Annotated in this window: 26 protein-coding genes; 17 read left to right on the forward strand and 9 right to left on the reverse strand. The window is 44.0% G+C overall.

Annotated elements, in window-relative coordinates; translation table 11 throughout:
- Positions 1–8: 8 nt before the first annotated feature.
- Positions 9–383, reverse strand: coding sequence for a hypothetical protein (locus J4N23_RS07465; protein WP_207426395.1), 375 nt, complete (start codon positions 381–383; stop codon positions 9–11).
- A 125-nt stretch (positions 384–508) separates the two neighbouring features.
- Here J4N23_RS07465 and J4N23_RS07470 point away from each other — a divergent pair, with 125 nt between their 5' ends.
- The 6 genes from J4N23_RS07470 to J4N23_RS07495 all read left to right on the forward strand — a co-directional run bounded on the left by J4N23_RS07470 (position 509) and on the right by J4N23_RS07495 (position 7,142).
- Positions 509–1,804 (forward strand): MFS transporter, encoded by a 1,296-nt coding sequence (locus J4N23_RS07470; RefSeq protein ID WP_207426396.1) that lies wholly within the window; start codon positions 509–511, stop codon positions 1,802–1,804.
- A 50-nt stretch (positions 1,805–1,854) separates the two neighbouring features.
- Entirely contained in the window at positions 1,855–2,583 is a 729-nt protein-coding gene (locus tag J4N23_RS07475) for a (Fe-S)-binding protein (protein ID WP_207426397.1), read from the forward strand.
- A gap of 143 nt (positions 2,584–2,726) precedes the next feature.
- A complete protein-coding gene (mutS, locus tag J4N23_RS07480) occupies positions 2,727–5,336 on the forward strand; it encodes a DNA mismatch repair protein MutS (protein WP_207426398.1) in 2,610 nt (869 codons plus the stop codon).
- Between the two features lie 20 nt (positions 5,337–5,356).
- Entirely contained in the window at positions 5,357–5,986 is a 630-nt protein-coding gene (locus tag J4N23_RS07485) for a C40 family peptidase (RefSeq protein ID WP_242689146.1), read from the forward strand.
- Between the two features lie 51 nt (positions 5,987–6,037).
- Positions 6,038–6,523 (forward strand): TlpA disulfide reductase family protein, encoded by a 486-nt coding sequence (locus J4N23_RS07490; protein ID WP_207426399.1) that lies wholly within the window; start codon positions 6,038–6,040, stop codon positions 6,521–6,523.
- Positions 6,524–6,530: 7 nt separating this feature from the next.
- Positions 6,531–7,142: a thioredoxin family protein gene (locus J4N23_RS07495; RefSeq protein ID WP_207426400.1), complete on the forward strand. Its 612-nt coding sequence runs from the start codon at positions 6,531–6,533 to the stop codon at positions 7,140–7,142.
- A gap of 181 nt (positions 7,143–7,323) precedes the next feature.
- On the opposite strand, the gene J4N23_RS20950 is transcribed toward J4N23_RS07495, so the two are convergent.
- The 3 genes from J4N23_RS20950 to J4N23_RS07505 are packed head-to-tail and all read right to left on the reverse strand — an operon-like array spanning position 7,324 to position 11,186.
- Complete coding sequence (locus tag J4N23_RS20950; protein WP_242689147.1) at positions 7,324–8,340, reverse strand: hypothetical protein; 1,017 nt, start codon at positions 8,338–8,340, stop codon at positions 7,324–7,326.
- Positions 8,341–9,225, reverse strand: coding sequence for a DUF3857 domain-containing protein (locus tag J4N23_RS20955; protein WP_242689148.1), 885 nt, complete (start codon positions 9,223–9,225; stop codon positions 8,341–8,343). It abuts the gene before it with no gap.
- Entirely contained in the window at positions 9,222–11,186 is a 1,965-nt protein-coding gene (locus J4N23_RS07505) for a DUF3857 domain-containing protein (protein ID WP_207426401.1), read from the reverse strand. Before J4N23_RS07505 ends, J4N23_RS20955 begins: the two co-directional genes overlap by 4 nt.
- Positions 11,187–11,290: 104 nt before the next feature.
- Between J4N23_RS07505 and J4N23_RS07510 the strand changes: the two genes are divergently transcribed.
- Positions 11,291–12,322 carry a 3'-5' exonuclease gene (locus J4N23_RS07510; RefSeq protein ID WP_207426402.1) on the forward strand — a complete coding sequence of 344 codons (1,032 nt, stop codon included), beginning with the start codon at positions 11,291–11,293 and terminating at the stop codon, positions 12,320–12,322.
- Between the two features lies 1 nt (position 12,323).
- Here the strand turns inward: J4N23_RS07510 and queG are convergent, their stop codons facing one another.
- Positions 12,324–13,286: a tRNA epoxyqueuosine(34) reductase QueG gene (gene queG / locus J4N23_RS07515; protein WP_207426403.1), complete on the reverse strand. Its 963-nt coding sequence runs from the start codon at positions 13,284–13,286 to the stop codon at positions 12,324–12,326.
- Between the two features lie 159 nt (positions 13,287–13,445).
- On the opposite strand from queG, the gene J4N23_RS07520 reads away from it, so the two are divergent.
- Both J4N23_RS07520 and J4N23_RS07525 read left to right on the forward strand, forming a co-directional pair.
- Positions 13,446–14,126 carry a lipid-binding SYLF domain-containing protein gene (locus J4N23_RS07520; protein ID WP_207426404.1) on the forward strand — a complete coding sequence of 227 codons (681 nt, stop codon included), beginning with the start codon at positions 13,446–13,448 and terminating at the stop codon, positions 14,124–14,126.
- Between the two features lie 120 nt (positions 14,127–14,246).
- The gene (locus J4N23_RS07525) at positions 14,247–15,038 is read left to right on the forward strand and encodes a TIGR00266 family protein (protein ID WP_207426405.1); all 792 of its coding nucleotides are present in this window, start codon (positions 14,247–14,249) and stop codon (positions 15,036–15,038) included.
- A gap of 282 nt (positions 15,039–15,320) precedes the next feature.
- On the opposite strand, the gene J4N23_RS07530 is transcribed toward J4N23_RS07525, so the two are convergent.
- The 3 genes from J4N23_RS07530 to J4N23_RS07540 are packed head-to-tail and all read right to left on the reverse strand — an operon-like array spanning position 15,321 to position 17,619.
- The gene (locus J4N23_RS07530; protein ID WP_207426406.1) at positions 15,321–15,962 is read right to left on the reverse strand and encodes a uridine kinase; all 642 of its coding nucleotides are present in this window, start codon (positions 15,960–15,962) and stop codon (positions 15,321–15,323) included.
- On the reverse strand, positions 15,955–16,818 hold the full coding sequence (locus J4N23_RS07535; protein ID WP_207426407.1) for a LysM peptidoglycan-binding domain-containing protein: 864 nt from the start codon (positions 16,816–16,818) through the stop codon (positions 15,955–15,957). The genes J4N23_RS07530 and J4N23_RS07535 overlap by 8 nt, the downstream gene beginning before the upstream one ends.
- A gap of 30 nt (positions 16,819–16,848) precedes the next feature.
- Positions 16,849–17,619, reverse strand: coding sequence for a DUF4905 domain-containing protein (locus J4N23_RS07540; RefSeq protein ID WP_207426408.1), 771 nt, complete (start codon positions 17,617–17,619; stop codon positions 16,849–16,851).
- Positions 17,620–17,642: 23 nt separating this feature from the next.
- On the opposite strand from J4N23_RS07540, the gene J4N23_RS07545 reads away from it, so the two are divergent.
- From J4N23_RS07545 to J4N23_RS07555, 3 genes are all read left to right on the forward strand, one after another.
- The gene (locus tag J4N23_RS07545; protein ID WP_207426409.1) at positions 17,643–18,983 is read left to right on the forward strand and encodes a nodulation protein NfeD; all 1,341 of its coding nucleotides are present in this window, start codon (positions 17,643–17,645) and stop codon (positions 18,981–18,983) included.
- Positions 18,984–19,025: 42 nt separating this feature from the next.
- A complete protein-coding gene (locus tag J4N23_RS07550) occupies positions 19,026–19,505 on the forward strand; it encodes a Dps family protein (protein WP_207426410.1) in 480 nt (159 codons plus the stop codon).
- A gap of 143 nt (positions 19,506–19,648) precedes the next feature.
- The gene (locus J4N23_RS07555; protein ID WP_207426411.1) at positions 19,649–21,385 is read left to right on the forward strand and encodes a histidine kinase N-terminal 7TM domain-containing protein; all 1,737 of its coding nucleotides are present in this window, start codon (positions 19,649–19,651) and stop codon (positions 21,383–21,385) included.
- Positions 21,386–21,388: 3 nt separating this feature from the next.
- On the opposite strand, the gene J4N23_RS07560 is transcribed toward J4N23_RS07555, so the two are convergent.
- The gene (locus J4N23_RS07560) at positions 21,389–22,846 is read right to left on the reverse strand and encodes a tetratricopeptide repeat protein (protein WP_207426412.1); all 1,458 of its coding nucleotides are present in this window, start codon (positions 22,844–22,846) and stop codon (positions 21,389–21,391) included.
- 218 nt (positions 22,847–23,064) lie between these two features.
- On the opposite strand from J4N23_RS07560, the gene J4N23_RS07565 reads away from it, so the two are divergent.
- The 5 genes from J4N23_RS07565 to J4N23_RS07585 are packed head-to-tail and all read left to right on the forward strand — an operon-like array spanning position 23,065 to position 23,995.
- The gene (locus J4N23_RS07565) at positions 23,065–23,211 is read left to right on the forward strand and encodes a hypothetical protein (RefSeq protein ID WP_207425006.1); all 147 of its coding nucleotides are present in this window, start codon (positions 23,065–23,067) and stop codon (positions 23,209–23,211) included.
- Positions 23,212–23,260: 49 nt separating this feature from the next.
- Positions 23,261–23,407 (forward strand): hypothetical protein, encoded by a 147-nt coding sequence (locus J4N23_RS07570; RefSeq protein WP_207425006.1) that lies wholly within the window; start codon positions 23,261–23,263, stop codon positions 23,405–23,407.
- 49 nt (positions 23,408–23,456) lie between these two features.
- The gene (locus J4N23_RS07575) at positions 23,457–23,603 is read left to right on the forward strand and encodes a hypothetical protein (RefSeq protein WP_207425006.1); all 147 of its coding nucleotides are present in this window, start codon (positions 23,457–23,459) and stop codon (positions 23,601–23,603) included.
- A 49-nt stretch (positions 23,604–23,652) separates the two neighbouring features.
- Positions 23,653–23,799, forward strand: a complete 147-nt coding sequence (locus tag J4N23_RS07580) for a hypothetical protein (protein ID WP_207425006.1) — start codon at positions 23,653–23,655, stop codon at positions 23,797–23,799.
- Positions 23,800–23,848: 49 nt separating this feature from the next.
- The gene (locus tag J4N23_RS07585) at positions 23,849–23,995 is read left to right on the forward strand and encodes a hypothetical protein (protein ID WP_207425006.1); all 147 of its coding nucleotides are present in this window, start codon (positions 23,849–23,851) and stop codon (positions 23,993–23,995) included.
- Positions 23,996–24,013 lie beyond the last annotated feature (18 nt).

Genomic DNA, 24,013 nt, shown 5'->3' on the forward strand with positions numbered 1-24,013 from the left:
GTATAAAGCTAATTGGTCGTGTCCCGATCTAGTTTGTCGCCGATCTTGTCCGCTACATTTTCTATTTTATCGCCTACGTTGTTGAACCCTTTCTTTACTTTTTGATCAGCACTGTCCAACAATTGGGCAACTGAGTCCATCCGGGCGCGCGGTGAAGTCATGATAGCATATACCGTATCGGCACGAAATACAATAGTACGACCAGAATCGGTAAAGTTCCAAAGCTCGGTTTGATTAACAACATCCTTCTTTTTGGGTTCGCCCAGCATTTGCACCACCTCATCCTTGGTCATCCCTATTTCCACAGAAGCAAGGTCTTTAGAGGGCCGGCTACAGGCACTGGATAAAAGTAGCCCGAACATCAATATTGCAAAGTTTTTCATAGTATTTTTACTTAGTGTAAGTTGCAGCTTTAACAGATCGGAAATTTTTTTGTTCACAGGAAGGGAAGAACAATATCGAGCCGAAATTATGATAATCTTTTTTCGTTTTTTACCTTCGGTGAAGTATGCACGCAATCAAAAATGATAAAAGAACTATTCGCTCATGGGCGATGTTCGATTGGGCAAATTCTGCTTATAACCTGGTTATCACTTCTACTATTTTTCCAGCCTACTACACCATTATCACTACTACTACCGAAAACGGAGATAAGGTCAGCTTCTTTGGGTTCAGGTTTGTAAATACGGCTCTCTCCAACTATGCCCTTTCGGTGGCATACCTGATCATGGTAGTGCTTTTGCCTTTGCTCTCTTCCACTGCAGATTACAGGGGTAATAAAAAAGTATTTATGAAGACCTTCACCTATGTGGGCGGTATAGCTTGTATGGCCTTGTTCTTCTTTAAATTAGAGACGCTGGAATTGGGCGTCATCGCTTTTGCGATAGCAGCAATGGGCTACATTGGAGGGGTTATGTTCAGTAATTCCTACCTGCCGGAAATAGCAAGTGTAGACCATCAGGACCGGGTAAGTGCTCAGGGTTTTGCCTATGGCTATATAGGAAGCGTGCTTTTGCAGATTATTTGCTTTGTGTTTGTTTTGAAGCCGGAGTTGTTTGGTATTACAGACAGTTCTTTTCCTGCTCGCCTGTCATTTTTATTGGTTGGGTTGTGGTGGATAGGATTTGCGCAGATTCCTTTTAAGAACCTTCCGGCGGGAAGTCCCAACCACGACAGACTAAGGTCGAAAGCAATTCATAGCGGCTATCAGGAGCTGGCAACTGTGTGGCAGCAGTTGAAGCAGATAAAAGAGCTTAAACGCTTTTTGTACGCTTTCTTTTTTTATTCTATTGGAGTGCAAACAATTATGCTGGTCGCTGCGAGTTTTGGGGAGAAGGTACTTCACCTTGGTACGGCTAAATTAATCGCAACTATTCTAATTATTCAGCTGGTTGCCATACTGGGAGCTTATTTGATGTCGACATTAGCGAGATACATTGGTAACGTAAAAGTGCTGATGATTGTGGTAGTTATTTGGGTTGGAGTTTGCTTTGCCGCCTACGGGATTTCAAATGAATACCAGTTTTACACCATTGCCGCTGTAGTTGGTTTAATTATGGGTGGGATTCAGTCGCTTTCCCGATCCACTTATTCCAAATACTTGCCCGAAAATACGCCCGATACCGCTTCTTTTTTTAGTTTTTACGATGTAACAGAAAAGCTGGCTATTGTTATTGGCCTGGCAACCTTCGCCTTTGTGGAGGAACAGTCGAATATTCGCAACTCGGCTCTAGGCTTAAGTGTATTTTTTGTAATCGGCTTTTTTCTGTTGATCAACCTTCTGCGCACCAGGAAGGCGGAATAATTAAAATAAGTGTATCGGGTTATATCGCTTTGCTTTACCTTTGGGCCTCTATGAACGTTGAATTGTTTATCCCCTGCTTTATTGATCAGGTATATCCTGAAACAGCTTTTAACACTGTCAAAATCTTGGAAAAAGCGGGATGTAAGGTAAAGTACAATCCTTCACAAACCTGTTGCGGACAGCCGGCTTTCAATGCTGGCTATTGGGATGAAGCGAAGGAGGTGGGATATAAGTTCCTGGAAGACTTTTCTGAGAACAGCTACATCGTAGCACCCTCTGCCTCTTGTACCGGCATGGTTAAAAACTATTACAACGATTTGTTCACCAACACAGCAGTTCATAACAAGTGCCGGGCAATTCAAAATAACATTCACGAACTTTCTGATTTTTTAATCAATGTGTTGAAGAAAGACTATTTCGGAGCGGAATTGGAGGGACGGGCTGTCTATCATGATTCCTGCTCGGGTCTTCGCGAATGCAAAATAAAAGAGGAACCCCGTGCATTGCTGTCCAAAGTACATGGCCTCGAATTGGTGGAGATGAAAGACACCGACACCTGCTGCGGCTTCGGAGGAACCTTCGCGGTAAAGTTTAATAGCATTTCCAGCGCAATGGCTCAGCAAAAAGTAGATCATGCATTAGCCATGGATGCAGAGTACATTATTTCTACGGATGCTTCTTGTTTACTCCACTTGCAGGGCTATATCGATAAAAATAATATTTCCTTGAAAACAATGCATTTGGCAGACGTTTTGGCTCACGGCTGGGGTAATGTATAACTAGTGGATCAAGAGCAATTAGCTGTATAGCGGATCAAAACGCTTTTGGGCTCATCCCGATTTCCACAATTCCTCTTTTTTCCACACCGCCCCGTATTGCCATGTACTTGACTTAAATTAGCGGGTTTAAAAGGAGAAAAAGCTTGGCAAAGACCGCTACCAAAGAAACCCCTTTAATGCAGCAATACAATACCATCAAGGCGAAATATCCTGGTGCTTTATTGCTGTTCCGTGTGGGAGATTTTTACGAAACGTTTGGAGAAGATGCTGTAAAAGCATCCGGAATACTGGGGATTGTTTTAACAAAGAGGGCAAACGGTTCGGCTTCGCATATTGAGCTGGCAGGTTTCCCTCATCATTCTTTGGAAACCTATCTCCCCAAACTGGTAAGAGCCGGTCAACGCGTAGCTATCTGCGACCAGCTGGAAGATCCGAAAACGGTTAAAACGATTGTAAAACGAGGTGTTACCGAGCTGGTGACGCCCGGCGTTTCCTACAACGACAACATCGTTCAGCAAAAATCGAATAACTACCTGGCCTCCATTTTTTTCGAAAAGAATATTGTAGGAGTCGCTTTTCTGGATATTTCTACCGGAGAGTTTCTGGTGGCTCAAGGTAACAGCGACTATATCGATAAACTCCTGCAAAGCCTGAAGCCCAGTGAGGTGATCTTTCAAAAAAGCAAACACAGGGATTTCACTGAAACTTTCGGTGACCGATTTTATACATATGCACTCGACGAATGGCCTTACACTGGCGACTATGCAACAGAAACGCTGCTGAAGCATTTTGAGGTTAAGTCGCTGAAAGGGTTTGGTATTGAACGGTTAAACGTAGCTATTACGGCAGCGGGTGTTGCTCTTCACTATTTGAATGAAACCGAGCATCGGAATTTGCAGCATATCTCGTCCATTTCCCGGATTGAGGAAGAGCGCTACATGTGGCTCGACAGATTTACCATCCGCAATCTGGAATTGATCGGCTCTGCTAATGAAAATGCTACCACTTTAGTGGATGTCCTGGATCAGACTTGTTCGCCCATGGGGGCAAGGATGCTCAGGCGATGGATTGTGATGCCGCTGAAGGAAAAGAAGCCGATAGAAGACAGGTTAAATGTAGTTGAGTTTCTGGTTAATCAGGACGAGCTTCGGGAAAGTCTGTCTTCTGAGATTAAGCAAATTGGTGACCTTGAGAGGATGATTTCCAAGATCGGTTTGCAAAAGGCAAACCCGCGGGAAGTGTGTCAGCTAAAGCGGGCGCTCATCGCAATCGAGTCTATCAAAAAACAGTGCGAGCAGACGGAAAGTCTGGCCCTGCGGACTATTGCAGAGCAATTGAACCCTTGTTTGCTAATTCGGGAGCGGATCGAGAAAGAACTGCACCCCGAGCCACCAGCGTTGGTTATAAAGGGGGGGGTTATAGCAGATGGAATAGACGAGGAGCTGGATCGCCTTCGTAAAATAGCTTTTGGCGGCAAGGGTTATCTGGTTGAGATTCAAAAAAGGGAAGCAGAAGCAACGGGAATTCCCTCTCTGAAAGTTGCTTTTAATAATGTATTCGGGTACTATCTTGAAGTTACTAATTCCCATAAGGACAAGGTGCCTTCAGAATGGATCAGAAAACAGACCCTGGTAAATGCGGAGCGCTACATCACCCCGGAGCTAAAGGAGTATGAAGAACAGATTTTGGGTGCCGAGGAAAAAATACAGGCGCTGGAGACGCGCTTATACAACGAGCTGGTTTCGGCGCTCGCCGATTATATAAAACCGATTCAGCTAAACGCACAGCTGGTAGCCCAACTGGATGTGCTTCTCTGTTTTGCTACCATCGCCATTAAAAACTATTATGTAAAGCCGACGGTGGATACTAGTTCGGTGCTGGAGATCAAGGGCGGGCGCCATCCTGTAATTGAAAAAAATCTGCCTGTTGGCGAAGACTATATTACTAACGACGTTTTTCTCGACAGCGAAACGCAGCAGATTATTATTATCACTGGACCGAATATGGCAGGTAAGTCGGCTTTGCTCCGACAAACTGGCTTGATTGTGCTGATGGCGCAGATGGGCTGTTTTGTTCCAGCAAAGGAAGCCCGGATTGGCTTAGTAGATAAGATCTTTACACGGGTAGGTGCTTCTGATAACCTCTCATCCGGGGAGTCTACCTTTATGGTGGAAATGAATGAAACTGCCAGTATCCTGAACAACTTATCCGACAAGAGCCTGATCCTGCTGGATGAGATCGGTCGCGGTACGTCCACATATGATGGGATTTCCATCGCCTGGGCAATTGCGGAGTTTCTTCATAATCATCCATCCGCGAAAGCAAAAACCTTATTTGCTACCCACTACCACGAGCTGAACGAACTTTCAAATTCCTTCAACCGAATTAAGAACTACAATGTCTCGGTGAAGGAGGTGGGAAATAAGGTGATCTTCCTACGTAAACTTATTCCCGGTGGAAGTGAACATAGCTTTGGTATTCATGTAGCTAAAATGGCCGGCATGCCTCCTAAGCTTATTGGTCGGGCGAATGAAATCTTGAGACGGCTGGAGCAGGAACGAACTGGCGGAGAGCACATCAAAGACAGTATCAAAAAGGTACAGCAGCAGGCTTATCAGCTGCAGATGTTTTCTATTGACGATCCCGTGTTGGTTAAGATTCGTGACCTTCTCAATAATCTGGATGTAAATACCTTAACACCCGTAGAAGCTTTGATGAAGCTGGATGAGATTCAACGCCTTCTGAAAGCGTAACTAAAGTAGCTTTTCCACGTATGTTAAAAACTTCCGATTCTTTTGGATGGGAGTTTTTTACACTTTCGGATATGCTGTGGTTCAGAATTCGTTTTTATAGGGTATTTTTTCTTATTGCTTTCGGTACAGTCCTGCTTCAAGCCTGTTCGAGTAAAAAGACACTTACCGATTCGTCAAGAGCGAGAGGAAAAGAGATTAAAGGCTCTATGAAGGAGCGCTACGCTGCCTTACTGGAAGTTAGTGAGCGAGATATCCGAAATGAAAAACTTTATCGTTTCATCGACGAGTGGATGGGAGTACCACATAAGAGTGGGGGTATGGATCGCCGCGGTGCTGATTGTTCCGGCTTTACAACTATCCTGCAAAGAGAAATTTTTGACCGCAACGTTCCCCGCACTGCCCGGCAAATGGCAGAAAATGTAAAGCGTAAATATGAGGAGGACTTAGAGGAGGGCGACCTTGTCTTCTTCGACCTTAATGGACAGAAGTTCAGCCATGTAGGAGTTTATCTTCAGAATGGTCGCTTTGTTCATGTCTCTACTAGTAAAGGAGTGGTGGTAAGCCGATTGAAAGACCCCTGGTACTATAAATACTTTTCGAGAGCAGGCAGCGTAAGGCAGGGCCTTGTCCATTCGGACCTTAGCCGGTAAATTTTACGTTACCGGTTTATCTTGCTGAATAACTTTAGTAATTTGGTTGGTATGAAATCAGCCTTGCTTGTTAGCCTTTTCACCATGGCCATTAGCTTAAACACGGCCGGCGCTCAAACGCCCCGATTAATGACGATGAGCGAACTCAATAAGCGGATGGAAACCGGGAAAGACACTACCTATGTTCTTAATTTCTGGGCCACCTGGTGCGCGCCTTGCATCAAGGAAATGCCGCATTTCGAAAAGCTGCAGACTACTTACGCCGCTAATCCTGTTAAAGTGATTTTCCTGAGCCTCGACTTCAAATCAAAATTGGAGAGCAACGTGAAGCCGCTGGTAAAAAGGCTGGGTTTAAAGAACGAAGTGTACTTAGTCGACAAAAAAAGTGAGCAGGAGTTTATCGATCAGATAAATAAAGACTGGGAGGGTGCTATTCCTGCAACGGTCTTCGTGAATAAAAGCAAAGGCCTTTGGCAGTTCTATCAAAAAGAGTTCAGCTACGAGGAATTAGAGAAAACTTATCAATCACTCAAATAACAACGGTATGAAAAAATTACTTACCCTTTGCCTGCTAGCCTTCGGTTTGGCAGCAACAGCACAGACAACTGGCTATAAAGTTGGCGATGTGGCTTCGGATTTCAAGTTGAAGAACATCAATGGCAAAACCGTTTCTTTTGCCGATTACCCCAAAGCAAAGGGTTTTATTGTTGTGTTTACGTGCAACACTTGTCCTTATGCGGTAGCTTATGAAGATCGGATAATTGCCTTGAATGCAAAGTATGCGGCAAAGGGATACCCGGTAATTGCTATCAACCCGAATGATCCCGGTACCCAACCAGGGGACTCTTATGAAAAGATGCAGCAGCGGGCAAAAGACAAAGGTTTTTCGTTTCCATACCTAATGGATCCAGACCACGTGATCACCAAACAATTCGGAGCCAGTCGTACTCCTCACGTTTTTGTACTGCAGAAAACGTCGACAGGAAATGTAGTTCAATACATCGGAGCGATAGACGACGACACGGAAGGAACCAAAGCCGACAAAGTTAAATATGTGGAGGCAGCAGTTGAGGCAGTAGCGACCGGAAAAAAACCGTCAGTAACAAATTCTAAGGCAATCGGTTGTACCATCAAGTGGAAAAAACAGGGAGCCTAAAAAGAATTCACTTTCGTAAATTGCCCGGAATAAAAATTCCGGGTTTTTTTATGTCTGAAATATGTCTGATTATTGTTTCTGGACGAAGTATAAACGTTTTGCCAGTACTGAGATTCTCCTTTACCTCATCATGATAGTCGGCATCCTTCTCGGGATCCTGATTTTTTCCTAGTGACTCGTTTTAGATTTTTGAGAGGATAAGTTTAGCATTGTCAGCGTCGGCAATAGCCTGATAAAAGTCTACCAGATCCTGGTAATCTTCAGCCTTGAAATATCCCTCATTGAGCTGCATCACCCGTTTATAAGTAATGATTTTTCCGGTAACCGAGAGGTCCGTTGTGTATTTCCCGAAGGGCTTCTCAATGGTCGTCTTCTCTGGCTGCACGTTAAACAAGTATCCTTCCGGTAGTTCGAAATTGAAAACGTCCTCATCGTAATAGCCTCGGTTGATGTAAACCGGATTGTTCCGGTTTCTAATTTCCCTGATCGGCCTGATTTTATTTATCGGGTTGAGGTAGAGATGCATTTTTCCGTCTACGATAGCACAGTAGTTGTATGAGTTGAAGTCCAGTACCTCTTTTGTAGCGGGCTTCTCCTTCTTTTCCATCTCAAACTGCAAGGATTTTACGTCGAGGTTAGGGAGTGGATACAGCTCAGGCAGCTTCTTCACTTGCTCCGAATACGCTTCGTTCAGCAGCGAGTGGTGGTTGTCAAACTGGGCGCCCTCAAAGATGGTTGTCATCTTTCCACTAAGTGATCCATTCTCTGCTATCTTAAATTCTGCCTTCCGTACCTGCCTGCTTTCTGAGGTGGGATATTTAGTAGTGCGCATGATTTTTCCTCCCTCTGGCGTACAGGCTACTACTAATCGGTCGTCAGTAAAGTCTCCCAGGAACCCAAAGGGAGAGAACTTGCTCGTACATTCCAGCCATGTCGTGTCGTTTTCAAAAGGAAGGCAGAGGATTACGTGATTCCCTTGGTTCATGTCGGCAAAATCAGGGTGGAAGTCGACTTTGAAATTCCCCGCCTGCACAACGGAATAGTAAGACTCAATCCCAACAATGCTAAGCAAGGCCTTTGTATAGTTGGTTAAGCCTTTGCAATCGCCGTAACCCAGGCGATCCACTTCGGATGCGGGATAAGGTTGAAAACCTCCAATTCCGATCTGGACACTGATGTACCGGGTTTTCTGTTGCACTTATTCATAGATCTTCCTGGCTTTTTCTTTTGGGTCTTTAATATCCTTAACCAAATCAAGAATCACAGACTTGGTGGTTTCCGGTAATTCATCCCGTCCTTTTAGCAGGTTTTCATACATCCACTTTCCGTACTCTGTCCAATTCGTAAAACTACCCTTGGTACCTCTGTAGGCAAATTTTTCCGGTGCCAAACTAACAGAGGTGAAAACTTTCCGGGGGTGTGGACTGTAGGGCTCCTCTCGCAATGCGGGTAAATTCTTTGCCGCCCACTTGTACGTTTTGCCTGCTGACGTAGAAGTCTCCTCAACTCTCCCAGGGTAGTTAAACTCTTTATACCGGAGGTTAAACCAGGAAGGACAGATGAAGGTCATGGAAGAATGCTCTGTAGCAACTCCATGGGCGGTACTTGCCTGCCAAGTAGGGAAGGAGAGGCTCTGCTTGTTTCGATATTCCACCTCATATTCTATAGTGAAGGGGTAAGCAGATATTACCGGAATGAAGTATTTCATACGATTATCTTCATAGAGCGAAAAATCATTTACCGCGCTTCTATCCTGCATATTCTTTTCGCTAAACTTTCCGATAGGCAAACCTATCTCATTATAGATAGCGCCTTTTACCGATTTGATACTACTCGTTTTATCGTATTCGAAAACCACATTTGCATGCTCCTTCGCAGATTCATTTAATATCGTAATCGCAAACTTTCTCTTGTAAATTACTTCATCCAGGTCTTTTACCTCAATGACAGTTTCTGCGTTCCTCACCACGGCACCTGCCCTTGACAGCAGGGGTTTCGGAATTGCAGCAACAGGGTATGTCAACTGTGCACTGGCGGATAGAACATTTAAAAAGCAGGCAGTGAATAGAATCAAATATCTCATATCTTCTTTTTCAGGATAATATCTGTCTGCTGCAGCTGAATAATTTTGTTGTATAGTTCCTTCAGGTAAGGATACTCGCTAGCAGAATAGGTGGGCTTGTTAAGCTGCATATTATATGAAAGTACGATAACGTTTCCCTCCTGACTGACGTTGGCAAGCACGCGTCCCCCACTGTTCGGCAAACTTAGGGCTGTTTGTTGCGGTTTGCTAACCACCTCAAACTTTTCCGGAAACCTCACTTGCATATTTACTCTGACTTCCTCCGGTGCGCCAAAATCTATAGGGTAGGTCCTTTCTGCCAGCTTGAAGGGGTTCTCAGCTATCCTATTCATAAAAAATGGATTTAGATAACTGTGGTCTTTTTCGGTGGCATTTATCTCGATTTCATAGCTTTCGCCCAAGATATTTTCGAGACTATCCAGATTCCTCACCTCTGATTTCAGAATCTTTATCTTTGGTAGTTTTTCATCCAGGCTCTCTACAAATTCATCGACAGAGTTGAAGCTCTTGATCTCCTTCCTTTTCCCGTAAGCGGCATATCCCGCTGAAAAGACGTTCATTCTGCCTTTCATCTTTCCGGATTCATCCATCTCCAAGTCCAAAGTGATTGTTCGGGTCTCTTTTTGTGATGCTTTCAGGTCGATCCAGTAGCTGGGTTTATTGAAACTCATTACGCGACCTTTATCATTGATGCAGCGAAGCGGAAGCAGACCAAAAGGTAGGAGGGGATCCGTACCGTCAAGCAAATAAAAGTTTTCGCCTATGTTCACCTTGCAAATCACATAGTCGAACTCGGTGAGTACCGGAAAAAGGTTGTTTACTATACCATTACTGCGGGTAGACAAGATCACCGGTTCTGCATTTAGACCACCAGCATTCATCGCAGCAACCATAGAAAGATTGATATCTCCGGCATTTCCTGTGCGATTCTCGAAAGCCTTTTTTAATCCGGTATGAGAGTATTTGCCAGAATAATTATCCCACTTATACCAGCCTCTGATAAAGTTATAAATAGCTTTTGCTTTTTCCAGTTCAGAACTTAGTCCAGCGGTTAGGGGCGCGACTTTTGACTCAAAGAAGTCCTTCTTTTTTAATTGAATTCCGAAGGCATCTTCCTTTTTCAGATCCAGGTCTACATCTTTCCACTCTTTCGTCACCGCATGCTTTCCGCCATAATAATCCGTATAATCGGATAGCTCGAAATGCATAGCGGATCTAAAATTGCTGGCAGCTGTCATGTACTCTTCTTCATAAAACGCAGGCACATTTTCCATGGCCCAGGTCATAACAGAACAATCTGCTTTGAAACCTCCACCTGGATTGAAACACTCTTTCTCTAAAACAGCGGTATTCTTAGATAGCTTTTCTGCTCCGCGCAATGCAATGTTGTAGTTGTAGATGGCAGGAATCTTGGCGAAGTATTCGGTATAAATTTTAGGAATCTCGCTTTGGAAGTCCCAATTACGAAAATTGTGTCTGAAAGGAGATTCAATAACATAGGAGTATTCGATGATGCAGCCGTCTTTCAAACTCGGCATGGCGAACTTTACCAAATCGTGATACTTGCCCGCTTTTGATTCTTTAAAGATCTGTGATGATTCCAGGTTTGCAGAGCGAAGCAAGTTGTTTTCGTCGGGATAGAAAGTCACCCCTTTAATATCCCTGATCGTCTCAAAAGTGTTGGCATCATTTTTCCGCAGGGGAATTTCAATTGTTCCATGTTTGAAGCCTTTACTATTAAATATCTTAATGCGAACGTGGTATTCAAACACAACATTTACATCCGAGTTGCTGATGTAAGCGGTTCCAAATTCCCGTAAAACAACAGCATTGGCACTGGTGTCTTTACTATACTTCGTTAACTCGTATTCAGTGCTTGTAGGTTTACCGAAAGGAAAGTTTTGGGCGGAGGCAAATGAAGCGAGAAATGCTACTGCCGCAGTTAAAATTAGCTGTTTCATGTGACTGGTTGGGTTTTTAAAGATAGCGAGATTGGCAATACTATCAATAACTTTATGATTTTTTAATTCGATTCTGAAAGCTTTTTCCGACCTTTGAGAGACATATGAAGCTGAATTTAAAACGTCCTCTCGCTTTTTTTGATCTTGAAGCAACGGGAACCAATATAGGAGTTGATCGAATTGTTGAAATCGCGGTCCTTAAAGTCCTTCCGGACGGAACTCAGGAGATGAAGGTCTCCCGCATTAATCCCGAAATGCCTATTCCATACGAGACTTCCATGATACATGGAATTTTTGATGAGGATGTAAAAGAAGCCCCCACTTTCAGACAAATAGCACAGGAGTATGCCGATTTCCTCACGGATTGTGATCTTGCTGGCTACAACTCGAATAAGTTCGATATTCCGATGTTGATGGAAGAATTTATACGGGCAGAAGTGGAGTTTGATCTGGAGAGCCGTCGCTTTGTTGATGTGCAAAATATCTTCCATCAAATGGAGCAGCGTACCCTGAAAGCAGCTTATAGATTCTACTGTGGCAAGGACATCGAGAATGCCCATTCTGCTGAGGCGGATATTCGGGCAACCTACGAAGTGCTGTTGGCACAGTTGGAAAAGTATAAGGACGTAGAGTGGGAAGATAAAAAGGGCAATAAGTCAGTTCCGGTCCAAAATGATGTCGATGCCCTTCATACCTTTACGAACCTGAGTCGCCCCGTTGATTTTGCCGGAAGAATAGTATTTAACGAAAACGGCGTCGAGGTGTTCAATTTCGGTAAACATAAAGGCAAATGTGTGGAGGAAGTATTCCATGCAGAGCCCAGCTATTATTCATGGATGCAACAGGGGGATTTTCCTTTGTATACCAAGCGCTGTCTGGAGAAGATCTGGGTGCGTTGGAACGGGAAGAAGGTACTGGTTAAAAATCAGACGGAGCAACGTATCACGGTGGAAAATCCGGAAGGAGCCAATAAGCCGCAGCAAGTTCAGGGACAGCAGAGACCTTATCAGCAACGAAAAGATTTCAAGTCAAATAACAACAGAAACTACAATCAGCATCCGAAAAAGGATGATAAGCCGGCGGAGCCGATTACGGGTGATATGCTGGAGCAGCTGAAGCTGAAGTTCGGTAAATAAGCTATTTAGAGTGGTTAGTCTCCATGGGCTGGAAAGGTTTAAGAAATTCGATATTCCTTTTCAGCCCATTGTATTTTGTACGCTTCACTGCTGATCCTTTAAATAGCTTTTGAAATACCTCTTCGGTAATTTCTTCCCAATTTGTTTTATTCATCTTCAACAGCTCCGGATGGGGCATAAACGCCGCTTCGTTATGCAGCGTCGAGAAGCGGTTCCAGGGACAGACATCCTGGCAAACATCACAACCGAACATCCAATTGCCCATTTGCTCCTTGAAGCCGGAAGGCAACTCGTCTTTAAGCTCAATGGTTAAATAGGAGATGCAACGGCTGCCATCTACCTGATAAGGGCCCACGATAGCCTGCGTGGGACAAGCATCAATGCAGCGGGTGCAGGTGCCGCAGTGGTCCTTGGTTCCTGGGGTATCGTATTCAAGGTCCAAATCGACAATTAGCTCGGCGAGGAAAAAGAAAGAGCCACTATTTTTGTTAATCAGGTTGGTGTTCTTTCCCATCCAGCCCAATCCCGATTTCTTTGCCCATGCTTTATCTAACACCGGGGCAGAATCCACGAATGCACGCCCGTGCACTTCTCCAATTAGTTCGTTAATTACTTCGAGTAATCGTTTAAGCTTCTCTTTGATTACTGTATGATAATCAATACCATAAGCATACTTTGAAATTTTGGGAGCGTCCGGATCTTCCTGTCTGGCATCTGTATAGTAATTCAGGGAAAGAGAGATGACCGACCTGGCGCCCTCTACCAGTTTACGTGGATCCAGGCGCTTATCGAAATGATTCTCCATGTAGCTCATTTGCCCATGGTAGCCTTGTTTCAGCCAGGCTTCCAGCCGCGGGGCTTCCTCCTCCAAAAACTCGGCCTTGGATATGCCGCAATGCATGAAGCCCAATTTCCGGGCCTCCTCCTTAATAAGCGCACTATATCTCGACCTGCTGGGGAACATCTTACAAAGATATCGAAGAAAGCGGTTTTTTATTGTCTAATCTTTCCTGGTATCTCATGACTGAATAGTGGCTTCATACGGGTCCTCCATTGAAATCTCAGTTTATGAAAACCCTGGCCAACTTAAAGAGTTAAAAAAGTACATCAAATACCTAGTATTATGAAAACGTTAAGAGTAACAAGTTGGATGGTGCTGCTATTAGTTGCAGTAGGGTTTACGAAGGTTAGCTTTGCTCAGCAGGAGCAAAAGGAAAAAATCGAAAAATCGACCGAAGTGCTGAGAGACTTTAGTAAAATGAAAGAGTCTATCCCAGCTCGCTTGCTGAATGAGGCTCAGGGAATTATCATTATCCCTAACATGATCAAAGCAGGTTTGGGTGTTGGAGGACAACGCGGTAAAGGGGTAGCGATGGTGAAGACAGCGGATGGCACCTGGAGTGATCCGGCTTTTGTAACCATTACCGGCGGAAGCATCGGATTTCAGGCTGGTATTACCTCTACAGATCTGGTGTTGCTTTTTAAAGACCGGGCGACGCTAACGAACATAGGAAATACAGCCGTTACGCTCGGAGGAGCAGTCTCAGTAGCAGCAGGTCCGGTTGGACGCACAGCCACAGCCGGTACCAATGCAAATTTTGATGCGCAGGTATACTCTTATTCCAGAAGTAAGGGATTATTTGCAGGAATTAGCCTTAACGGTAACTCCATCAGCTTTGATGAAGATGCAAATCGGGCATTCTACAGTTCTGACGTTACAGCTAGTTCTGTGCTGGCGGGTAGCGGTAAGGCATCGTCTCCTGGTGTAAAAGAACTAAAGGAAACACTCCGAGGCATGAAGTAAGCAGGCTTATTGAGTCTGGAGAGGCAGTTCCTTAGGGGCTGCCTTTTTTTATTAGCTTTCATATCTTGTAACAAAATCTGTAATTTGACATCTCAATTCAACAATTACAATTACACAACAATGATAAGAAATCATGAAATAGATTACCGCGTCCATGGAGAGGAGATGCAATATGTGGAAGTAGAACTGGATCCACAGGAAACAGCCATTGCTGAAGCAGGAGCCTTTATGATGATGGACGATGGGATTCAAATGCAAACCATTTTTGGCGATGGAAGCCAGCAGCAAAGCGGCATCCTTGGAAAGCTGTTCAGCGCTGGTAAGCGATTGCTAACGGGCGAAAGTCTTTTTATGACGGCGTACACGAATATCGGACAGGGAAAAAGACGGGTTAGCTTTGCCTCGCCCTATCCCGGAAAGATCATCCCGATGGACTTACAGCAGTTAGGCGGTAAGATCATCTGCCAGAAGGACTCTTTTTTGTGTGCTGCGAAAGGGGTAAGTGTGAGTTTGGAGTTTCAGCGAAAACTTGGAGCCGGGCTATTTGGTGGCGAAGGCTTCATCATGCAAAAGCTGGAAGGTGATGGGATGGCGTTTGTGCATGCAGGGGGACATGTAACGGAGCGGGAGCTGCATCCGGGGGAGGTTTTAAAAGTGGATACTGGTTGTATCGTTGGCTTTACTCAGCATGTGAACTATGACATCCAGTTTGTGGGCGGAATAAAGAATACGCTATTTGGAGGTGAAGGTGTATTTTTTGCAACCTTGAGAGGTCCTGGAAAAGTTTGGATTCAAACGCTGCCCATAAGCAGACTCGCTGGCAGAATTTTAGCTTACGGTACGGTAAACAGAAAAGAAGAGGGTAGTATTCTTGGAGGACTTGGAAATCTTCTGGACGGTGACGGACGATAGAACGTCTAGTCTTTCCTTCCGGGACATTTTTTACACCTTTTTCCTTTTTTGTACTTCTTACAGCACTTTTTAAAATCGCAACACGCGAAATAGGCTCCCAGGCCTTTCATAAATTCAGGATCAGTAGGTAAAAGCCTGCTGTCCTGATTTGTATCTACTACACAGTCATCCATCTGCCAGCAAAGATATTATTTAGACTTATTCCAAACAAGTGATTTTGAAGTTTTCTTTTTGTACAATTAGATTCCATTCCGAGCCGTGATTTGGGTAGTAGCAAGTCTATCAGGAACCGGCCTTCAATATTCTGGAGCGCAGGTCATCCGATAGTTCACTACTTACCCGAATAATGTCATCTGCTACATTCGTGTTGTTGGTGATGACCCGGTCGGCGGTGTTCTTATAGGGTAGTAGATAAGCTTTGTATGCTGGAAGAACATGATTAATCCACTGGTACATAATCATATCTCTATCGTATCCTCTCTCGGCGGTATCCCGTTTAATTCTTCTGTTCAGTGTGATCTCTTCGTCGGCGTCTAAGAACACTCGAAAATCAAAAAGGCTGGCCAGTTCTTCGAAATGAAAAATAAAGAGGCCTTCCACAACGATGATAGGGGCAGAGCGGATAGTAAGCAAGCGGGCATGTTCTTCATTTACATTGAAGGTATATTCCTTTCTCTGAAAGCTGCCTCCTGCTATCAAGGTTTGTAAGTCCTGCAATAGTTTGTCGTCGTCGATACACTCTGGTAGATCGAAGTTAATCCAGCCGTTCTCATCAATGGGCTGCTGCGCTTTAGGCTTATAGTAATCATCCTGTGATACCAGACAGATCTCTTCCGCCGCGAAATGATTTAAAAAGCAATTGAGAAAAAAGGTTTTGCCAGAACCGCTACCACCGGCAATGCCGATTACAAAAGGTCTATTCATCTTCTGCTTCTGCGGGCGCCCCGTAATCAATACTAACCTGAAACCTCTTATCTAGCGCACCCAGCAAATCAGCCGTCGCTTTGGTCACTACAATAACAACATCTTTAGTAGTCTCATTTTCTGTAAACTTTCCAACTACTTTTGCATAGGTAGTCCGATCTGTCATCGGGTTGGTTATTTTAACGATTGTACCAATGGGGGCGGTGCGATGCAGTGCCATCATTTTAGTTCCGTCCAGGTTCTCGTCCGCAATCCATACTGCCACTCCGCGCTCATTCCTTTGCGTCAGACCTAAACGGTTGGCAGGAATCTTCGGCTTTGCACGTTCTTCCGCGTCAGGGTCCGGTGCGGAAGCTTCTGCAACAGGTTCAGTAGTGGTTCTTGCTGGCTCAGGCTCCGGCAAGGCTGTTCTTCCCTGCTGTACCTTAATCATCTGGCCCACACTTAAACTATTGCTGGTTAAGTTATTGATACTCTTAATGTTCTCGACGGTGGTGTTGAAGCGTTTGGCTATCGCGTAAAGTGTTTCTTTCGGTCCAACTTTGTAGGTGATAAAACCATCGCTTGCTGGTTTCGCCCCGGTTGTTGCCGGTTTTGATGGAGCCGCAAAGGGTCGTTGTGTCGGCACTTTTACCAGGCTTCCAATTTGCAACGTCTTATTTCCGTTCAGTTCAATAATCTCCCTGGGGGGAACATTGTATGTCCTTCCAATCGAGTAATACGACTCTTTTGGAGCAACTTTATGAACGATGATCAGTTTTCCGTTATTATTTTCCACTCCCACAGAATCTCTGACGGCAGCGGCTTGTGTGCTTAATGAAAAAAGAAGGCAAATAACAGCCAATAAAGAACGCATTTCTTTTGTCTCCGTTGTTTTAGGGTGCAATTATACTAAATACGCAACAATTTCTTGCTTCTCACCACGTATGCAGAACAAGTGGTTCTGCAGGATAAAAAACGCCTCCGGGTTTAGTTTTTGTATATCTCCTGTTAAATTTTCTTCAAGTATTATTGTATTTGCTTCTGCAATGACCAGTTTTTGCTGAAAGCCGCCCCGGGTTCTTATATGATAGGAATAGCAATGTTTTTGATTGAAAAAGACATAGAAGAGCGGTCCTGCTATTTCTCCCTTTAGGGTTACCGGCGCAAGTTTGGGGTCATCATACACCTGCGGTACTGTTATATTTCTGGCAGAATGTATGGAATCCACTGCGCCGTATTTAAGGAGCGCTCCGGTCTGTGTCGATAACAGTTCTAAAGTTCTTGGCTGGACGTTTGGATTATAGACGAGCACCCCCTCAGCGGCTGTACCATATAGGCTACGGTTAAAATGCTGCCATTCAACTTTCCCCTCTTTATTCAGCGCGATGATTCCCTTATGTTCGGGGCTTTGATCGGTAACATAGCTATGTAAGAAAATCATCGACTGGTGAACGGTGTCCAGACTCCAGTTCCATCCCGATTCCACTTCTATTTCTTTAAAAAGTACCTTCTCAGCTGCTAAATCAAAAGCAGACCAGGCAGCTCGGTGTTCGGCTATGTCCCGCGTTTCGAGAGCCAGTACTGAATTCACCTCGTCTACCTCTATTTTCCAGATTATTCCGGCGAACTTTTCTGCCAGCTTCGGTTTTAACGTATATTTATCTTGCGAAAGCATTTTTCAAATTAAACGAAATTACAATGCAACACCTAAAGGTATTAGTCATATTATTAGCCCTTTGTTTTCAACTACCACTAGCTGCACAACAAAACGCGAAAGTGTATGCTTTTGATATGAAGGAAGAAATCGGACCTTCCGCGTGGCGGCTTACCCAAAAAGCTTTTGCAAAAGCAAAGGAACAGAGTTCCAGTGTAGTTTTGATTAGAATGAATACTTACGGGGGAATGGTTGATTTCGCCGATTCTATCCGAAGCAAGATTTTAAATTCGGATATGAAAACGATCGTATTCGTCGACCATAATGCCGCCTCTGCCGGCGCGTTGATAGCAATCGCTTCCGACAAGATTTACATGACGAAAGGCTCAAGTATTGGTGCAGCGAGTGTCGTGAATCCGCAGGGAGAGATCATGCCTGAAAAATATCAGTCGTTTATGCGTGGCTTAATGCGGTCAACGGCCCAAGCCAAAAACCGCAACCCTCAGATCGCAGAAGCCTTTGTAGATCCTGATATTGAAATTCCGGGAATTGTAGCGAAAGGGAAGGTACTGACACTCACCAGCGATGAGGCGGTAAAAGTAGGCTATTGCGCTGGCATCACTTCCAACGTAGCGGAAGTGTTGAAAGCGGAAGGCCTTTCCAAGGCGGCCCTGGTTGAACATGAGATAACCACTCTGGATAAAATCCTTGGCTTCCTGATCAGTCCTGCCGTAAGCGGGATACTGATTTTGCTGATTATAGGCGGGATTTATTTCGAAATGCAGACGCCCGGGATCGGGTTTGCATTGTTGGTATCTATTGTAGCTGCATTGCTTTATTTTGCACCGCTGTACCTCGAAGGCCTGGCGGACCATTGGGAGATAGGCTTGTTCATTGTCGGCATTGTGTTGATTTTACTCGAGGTTTTTGTAATACCCGGCTTTGGCGTAGCCGGAATTCTTGGGATCATCAGTATTGTTGCCGGATTAGCCCTTAGCCTGGTAATGAACAATTGGTTCGATTTTACGGTAACAGGCTCAGAACAGCTAAGCAGCGCGGTGATACTTGTACTGGGCTCGATGATCTTATCCATCGTATTGTCGGTGCTCTTGGGTAAATCGATTATGCGGAGCCCTGCTTTTCAGCGATTGGTATTACAGGACGAACAGCGCTCCCAATTCGGTTATGTGAGCGGCAAAAAAACGGTGGAGCTGATTAACAAGGTAGGAGTTGCAGTGACCGACATGCGCCCCTCAGGTAAAGTGGAAGTGGATGGTAAGTGGTATGACGGGGTGGCTTTGGACGGATACATCCTGAAGGGAACTAATATACAGGTGGAGCGGCAAGAGAATTACAATGTTTTTGTAAGGAAAAAAATCGTTTAAAAACCGGAAAGCATCAAATCTGTTTTCAACTAAAAAATAACTATGAAAGCAGAAGAAATCGGACTCGAAGAAGTAAAAGTAAAACCGATAGTCGATCAGCTGAATGAATTGCTGGCGAACTACCATATTCATTATCAAAAGCTAAGAGGATGCCATTGGAACGTTAAAGGTAAAAGCTTCTTTACCCTGCACGCGAAGTTTGAAGAACTATACACCAATGCAATTGCGAGCATCGATGAACTCGCTGAGCGAATCCTAACGCTGGGAAAAGCACCTTTGAGTACTTATCAGGATTATCTTCAGACTTCTACCATTCACGAGATCCGGACAGAAGGAGTGGAGGACGTAGAGCTTGTAAAGGCGATACTGGACGATTTTTCTGCACTAATAGAGATCGAAAGGGAGATCATGGAGACAACGGCTGAATCCGGCGATGATGGCACAAATGACATGATCAATAAGTTTATGCAGTTTAAAGAGAAAAACACCTGGATGCTCAGAGCATATTGCGGCCAAAGTTAATCTAAGTGGCTGTTTTAGAGACACGTTTTTACGACTATCTGAAACAGCCACTCATTTTTCTTGCTCCCAGCTCGTCGAAGCCCTGAAAATACATAACCCTCCGACTTTTTCTTACGTATACTGCAAGCGCTCTTCTTGCGGTAATGAATTTAGACCTCAACGTTTTTTCCTCGATATTACTATTCTCGGGCTCATTTAACCTGTTCGTCGCGCTGCTATTATTTCAGCGCCTCGAGAAGCGCTTAAAGCCTTTTTCCTATATCATGATTGCTATATCCATATGGGCACTAGGTTACGGGGTTCAGCTGTCCAGTCACACCTACAATCAAATACTATTTAGCACTTACCTCGAATATGTCGGGATAGCCAGTACTCCCGCTCTTTGGCAAATTGCTATTATCCGGTTCATCGGAAAGGAGAAGTGGCTGGCAGGTAACCGGCTAGCGCTAATCTTTCTGATACCAGTGACAACCATGGTCCTGTTGCTTACCAACGAGCACCACTATTTGTATTATTCTACATTGGAGCTCGTGCAGTACAGAGGGATGGCTTTTCTGGAAATCACCAAAGGCCCCTGGTATATGGTGAACACTGCTTATTTCTATACTATGTTACTCTGGGGACTTTACCTGCTTGTTGCTCAGTTTAAAATTGATGATAAAATTTATAAAAAACAGCGGAACGTAATTGTGCTCGGTGCCCTCGGTCCCTGGCTTTTCAACGTTACCTATCAGGTTGGCTACAAACCTTTTTTGTATCTCGACCTAACTCCTTACGCGTTCATTCTAACTTCGATTATTGTTAGTCTGGGCTTTTTCAGATACAAGCTATTTGAATTCGCTCCGATTGCGAAGGAAAAAGTGTTTGACGTAATTCAGGAAGGAGTTTTGGTGCTGGACCGACTGGATCGTGTAGCCAGTATGAACCCCGAGATGCGACATATTTTGAAGCACGTATCTATGGATATCATCGGCCAAGATGCGAAGGCGGTCTTTCCCGGAAATCAAGAGTTTCAAGGACTAGTTTCGTCACAGAAGAATCGGGGGCTGGAGTTGGAATTATGGGATGAGGAAAAGCTGCGTACCTTTTCGGTTTCTAGTACTTCCATGTTTGAGGATCAGCTGTATACTGGGAAGATTATCATTTTCAGGGACGTGACGGAATTCTATGCCCGGGAGAAGATGCGTTTGCTGATGCAGAAAAAGGACGACTTTCTCAGTATTGCCAGCCATGAACTCAAAACCCCGTTGACAACCATGAAAGGATATTTGAAGATCGCGGAGGGAATTGCTGATAAATTGGAGGATCCTTCCTGTCGCGACTTCATTCGGAAGGCGGGAAAGCAAACGGACAAACTTGCCGGCCTGATCAACGATCTGTTGGATGTTTCAAAAATTGAATCGGGCAAGATGCAGTACCACCTGGAGGATTTCCCTATTTCAGAAGTAATAGAGGACTGCATTGATTTTGCCAATAATACCAGCTCCAATCATATCGTCGTGCTCGAGGGAAATTCTGACCTTCAGGTTAGGGCGGATAGAAACCGCTTGGAGCAGGTCATTTGTAACCTCTTGTCAAACGCCATCAAGTATTCACCCGAATCACCGGTAGTATCTATTAATGTTTCGCAACACGGATCTTTTTGTCATGTCTCAGTGAAAGATTTAGGTATAGGCATACCAAGACAGAAGCATGAACAGCTATTTCAAAAATTTTACCGGGCAGAGAATGTAGAACAGCGTTTTGCCGGGCTCGGAATTGGTTTGTTTATTGCAAACGAGATCGTGCTGCGCCATGGAGGAAAGATGACGATTGATAGCGAAGAAGGGAAGGGTGCCACTTTTTCATTCCTCGTTCCACTTGCTACAGAGGCGCACTAAAAGCTAATCTTCCAGTTTCTTTTGAGGCTCATAGTAAGCTCCTTTGTATTGGGGATTATGCAGCATATGATTGAGGTTCATGATTTTGTAATCGATATTTTCGATACACCGGTTCAATTCACGGATCAACTCTTTGTCATCGATCAGGTTTTCCTGCTCCAGCAGCATCAATCCTTTCATGGTAGCAACAGGGCTTCGGATCTCGTGGGAGAGATGAGAGGAGTATTCGGATAGTTTTATGTTTTTTAACTGTAGATCCTGCGTGCGTTCCTCAATAATACTCTCCAGGTTTTGATTTACCTTATTGAGGCTTTCTTTTTGAAGTGAGATTTCCTCGTTCAGACGTTTCAGCTGCTGATTGGTTTTTGCTTTCTTTTTGACATTGATCATTAGCAAGATGATGATGACGACAGAAAGGGCCAGTACGGCCAGGGAGTACCAGTAAAGCAACTGTCGTTTTTCCTGACGTTCGAGCTGGAGTTCTTGTTCTTTTTGTTTTTGTACCTGCCTTTGTTGCACCTGGAGAAGGTTGATTTTTTCTGCTTCCAGCTTAACATTATTTGAACTGTCTTTTTGATATAGTTCTCGAAGATGAACGATCGCCTTTGAATAATTTTTTCGTTTATTTTCGAGATAGTACAGCTCCTTAAGGAAGTGGAGTTTCAGCTGTTCATTCTTAACCAATTCAGCATAGGTTAGTCCTTCCTCTATCGCAACCTCCGCTTGCTTAAAGTTGCTCTGGTCGACATAAAGATCGGCCAGTGCCAGATTGATCTTACCGACCAACTTGTTTAAGTCGTTTTCTTTAGCTCTCTTATTAGCCTCCACGAGGTATAGCTTTGCCTTTTCCAACTGATGAAGTTCATGATAGACTACACCAAGGTTCTGAAGGGCTTGGGTTATACCAATAGGGTCGTTTATTTTTCTAAATAGGTGCAGGCTCTTATCAAGGAATGCTTTAGCTTTGGTATAGTGACTGTTTTGTACATGTATTAAACCGATGTTTAAATAGCAGCCTGCCTCTAAGTCGTGTATCTTTAGTTTTTGTGCTAACTTGAAGGCCCGGGTATAGTATGTCAAGCTGAGATGAAAATCGACCGTTCTATACAAATTCCCAATATTATTCAGAACCTTAGCCTCCCCTATGAAATTTTTTTCGGATTGAAAATATTTAAGCGCAATAAGGTACCTGGCAATAGCAGTGTCGGTTCTTTCGAGGTAGGAGTTGCCTATTCCGATGATTCGGTTGGCCTCTGCGATTCCATTTTTGAAGCGAATTTTTTGTGCGATTTTAAGAGCCCTTTTACCTTCTGCAATGGACTGTTCCGGACTGGTAAATCGCATTTCATAGGCAAGTTTGTTTAGCCCGATGACTTGCAAACTATCATGTGTCAATTTGTGTTGAGAGTAAGAAAAAAGATTAACTAATAAAAAAACGAGTATCAAAGGTGTAGTTTTCATTCGCTGTTTGGAAACCGCACTAAAGTTACAAATATAGTTTGTACTTAATTTCTCATTAAATTGTTGCCCTAAACTGTTATAACAGTATTTCCAAAGAATCGTGAAAGTACTATTTGCCCTTGCCGTAGTTATAGGCGGAATAGGTGACAAGACCTATGGCTGGGATTAATTATTAAAGAACACAAACAGATTACACCAAACACCAAAAGACTAAGAACATGAAAAAAACACTATTTGCCCTTGCCCTCGTAGTTATTGGATTCTCTTCCTGCAAGAAAGAAGAAGAAGTAAAACCAGCTGAAAGCCAGCCAGAATCAACCGTAATGACAGGCGGAATAGGTGACAAGACCTATGGCTGGGATTAAGTATTAGGAAGCATAAACAGATTACACCAAACACAAAAAGACTAAGAACATGAAAAAAACACTATTTGCCCTTGCCCTCGTAGTTATTGGATTCTCTTCCTGCAAGAAAGAAGAAGAAGTAAAACCAGCTGAAAGCCAGCCAGAATCAACCGTAATGACAGGCGGAATAGGTGACAAGACCTATGGCTGGGATTAAGTATTAGGAAGCATAAACAGATTACACCAAACACAAAAAGACTAAGAACATGAAAAAAACACTATTTGCCCTGGCCCTCGTAGTTATTGGATTCTCTTCCTGCAAGAAAGAAGAAGAAGTGAAACCAGCTGAAAGTCAGCCAGAATCAACCGTAATGACAGGCGGAATAGGTGACAAGACCTATGGCTGGGATTAATTATTAAACAACACAAACAGATTACACCAAACACAAAAAGACTAAGAACATGAAAAAAACACTATTTGCCCTTGCCCTCGTAGTTATTGGATTCTCTTCCTGTAAGAAAGAAGAAGAAGTAAAACCAGCTGAAAGTCAGCCAGAATCAACCGTAATGACAGGCGGAATAGGTGACAAGACCTATGGCTGGGATTAATTATTAGGAAGCATAAACAGATTACACCAAACACAAAAAGACTAAGAACATGAAAAAAACACTATTTGCCCTGGCCCTCGTAGTTATCGGATTCTCTTCCTGCAAGAAAGAAGAAGAAGTAAAACCAGCTGAAAGCCAGCCAGAATCAACCGTAATGACAGGCGGAATAGGTGACAAGACCTATGGCTGGGATTAATTATTAAAGAACACAAAC

The sequence above is a fragment of the Pedobacter sp. SYSU D00535 genome (genome assembly GCF_017355855.1).
Classification (GTDB): domain Bacteria; phylum Bacteroidota; class Bacteroidia; order Sphingobacteriales; family Sphingobacteriaceae; genus Desertivirga.

What these genes read in the sequence shown, in the direction of transcription:
- J4N23_RS07465 (WP_207426395.1), bottom strand. Translation starts at nt 383, where the DNA reads ATGAAAAACTTTGCAATATTGATGTTCGGGCTACTTTTATCCAGTGCC.
- J4N23_RS07470 (WP_207426396.1), top strand. Translation starts at nt 509, where the DNA reads ATGCACGCAATCAAAAATGATAAAAGAACTATTCGCTCATGGGCGATG.
- J4N23_RS07475 (WP_207426397.1), top strand. Translation starts at nt 1,855, where the DNA reads ATGAACGTTGAATTGTTTATCCCCTGCTTTATTGATCAGGTATATCCT.
- J4N23_RS07485 (WP_242689146.1), top strand. Translation starts at nt 5,357, where the DNA reads ATGTTAAAAACTTCCGATTCTTTTGGATGGGAGTTTTTTACACTTTCG.
- J4N23_RS07490 (WP_207426399.1), top strand. Translation starts at nt 6,038, where the DNA reads ATGAAATCAGCCTTGCTTGTTAGCCTTTTCACCATGGCCATTAGCTTA.
- J4N23_RS07495 (WP_207426400.1), top strand. Translation starts at nt 6,531, where the DNA reads ATGAAAAAATTACTTACCCTTTGCCTGCTAGCCTTCGGTTTGGCAGCA.
- J4N23_RS20955 (WP_242689148.1), bottom strand. Translation starts at nt 9,225, where the DNA reads ATGAGATATTTGATTCTATTCACTGCCTGCTTTTTAAATGTTCTATCC.
- J4N23_RS07505 (WP_207426401.1), bottom strand. Translation starts at nt 11,186, where the DNA reads ATGAAACAGCTAATTTTAACTGCGGCAGTAGCATTTCTCGCTTCATTT.
- J4N23_RS07510 (WP_207426402.1), top strand. Translation starts at nt 11,291, where the DNA reads ATGAAGCTGAATTTAAAACGTCCTCTCGCTTTTTTTGATCTTGAAGCA.
- queG (WP_207426403.1), bottom strand. Translation starts at nt 13,286, where the DNA reads ATGTTCCCCAGCAGGTCGAGATATAGTGCGCTTATTAAGGAGGAGGCC.
- J4N23_RS07520 (WP_207426404.1), top strand. Translation starts at nt 13,446, where the DNA reads ATGAAAACGTTAAGAGTAACAAGTTGGATGGTGCTGCTATTAGTTGCA.
- J4N23_RS07525 (WP_207426405.1), top strand. Translation starts at nt 14,247, where the DNA reads ATGATAAGAAATCATGAAATAGATTACCGCGTCCATGGAGAGGAGATG.
- J4N23_RS07530 (WP_207426406.1), bottom strand. Translation starts at nt 15,962, where the DNA reads ATGAATAGACCTTTTGTAATCGGCATTGCCGGTGGTAGCGGTTCTGGC.
- J4N23_RS07535 (WP_207426407.1), bottom strand. Translation starts at nt 16,818, where the DNA reads ATGCGTTCTTTATTGGCTGTTATTTGCCTTCTTTTTTCATTAAGCACA.
- J4N23_RS07540 (WP_207426408.1), bottom strand. Translation starts at nt 17,619, where the DNA reads ATGCTTTCGCAAGATAAATATACGTTAAAACCGAAGCTGGCAGAAAAG.
- J4N23_RS07545 (WP_207426409.1), top strand. Translation starts at nt 17,643, where the DNA reads ATGCAACACCTAAAGGTATTAGTCATATTATTAGCCCTTTGTTTTCAA.
- J4N23_RS07550 (WP_207426410.1), top strand. Translation starts at nt 19,026, where the DNA reads ATGAAAGCAGAAGAAATCGGACTCGAAGAAGTAAAAGTAAAACCGATA.
- J4N23_RS07555 (WP_207426411.1), top strand. Translation starts at nt 19,649, where the DNA reads ATGAATTTAGACCTCAACGTTTTTTCCTCGATATTACTATTCTCGGGC.
- J4N23_RS07560 (WP_207426412.1), bottom strand. Translation starts at nt 22,846, where the DNA reads ATGAAAACTACACCTTTGATACTCGTTTTTTTATTAGTTAATCTTTTT.
- J4N23_RS07565 (WP_207425006.1), top strand. Translation starts at nt 23,065, where the DNA reads ATGAAAAAAACACTATTTGCCCTTGCCCTCGTAGTTATTGGATTCTCT.
- J4N23_RS07570 (WP_207425006.1), top strand. Translation starts at nt 23,261, where the DNA reads ATGAAAAAAACACTATTTGCCCTTGCCCTCGTAGTTATTGGATTCTCT.
- J4N23_RS07575 (WP_207425006.1), top strand. Translation starts at nt 23,457, where the DNA reads ATGAAAAAAACACTATTTGCCCTGGCCCTCGTAGTTATTGGATTCTCT.
- J4N23_RS07580 (WP_207425006.1), top strand. Translation starts at nt 23,653, where the DNA reads ATGAAAAAAACACTATTTGCCCTTGCCCTCGTAGTTATTGGATTCTCT.
- J4N23_RS07585 (WP_207425006.1), top strand. Translation starts at nt 23,849, where the DNA reads ATGAAAAAAACACTATTTGCCCTGGCCCTCGTAGTTATCGGATTCTCT.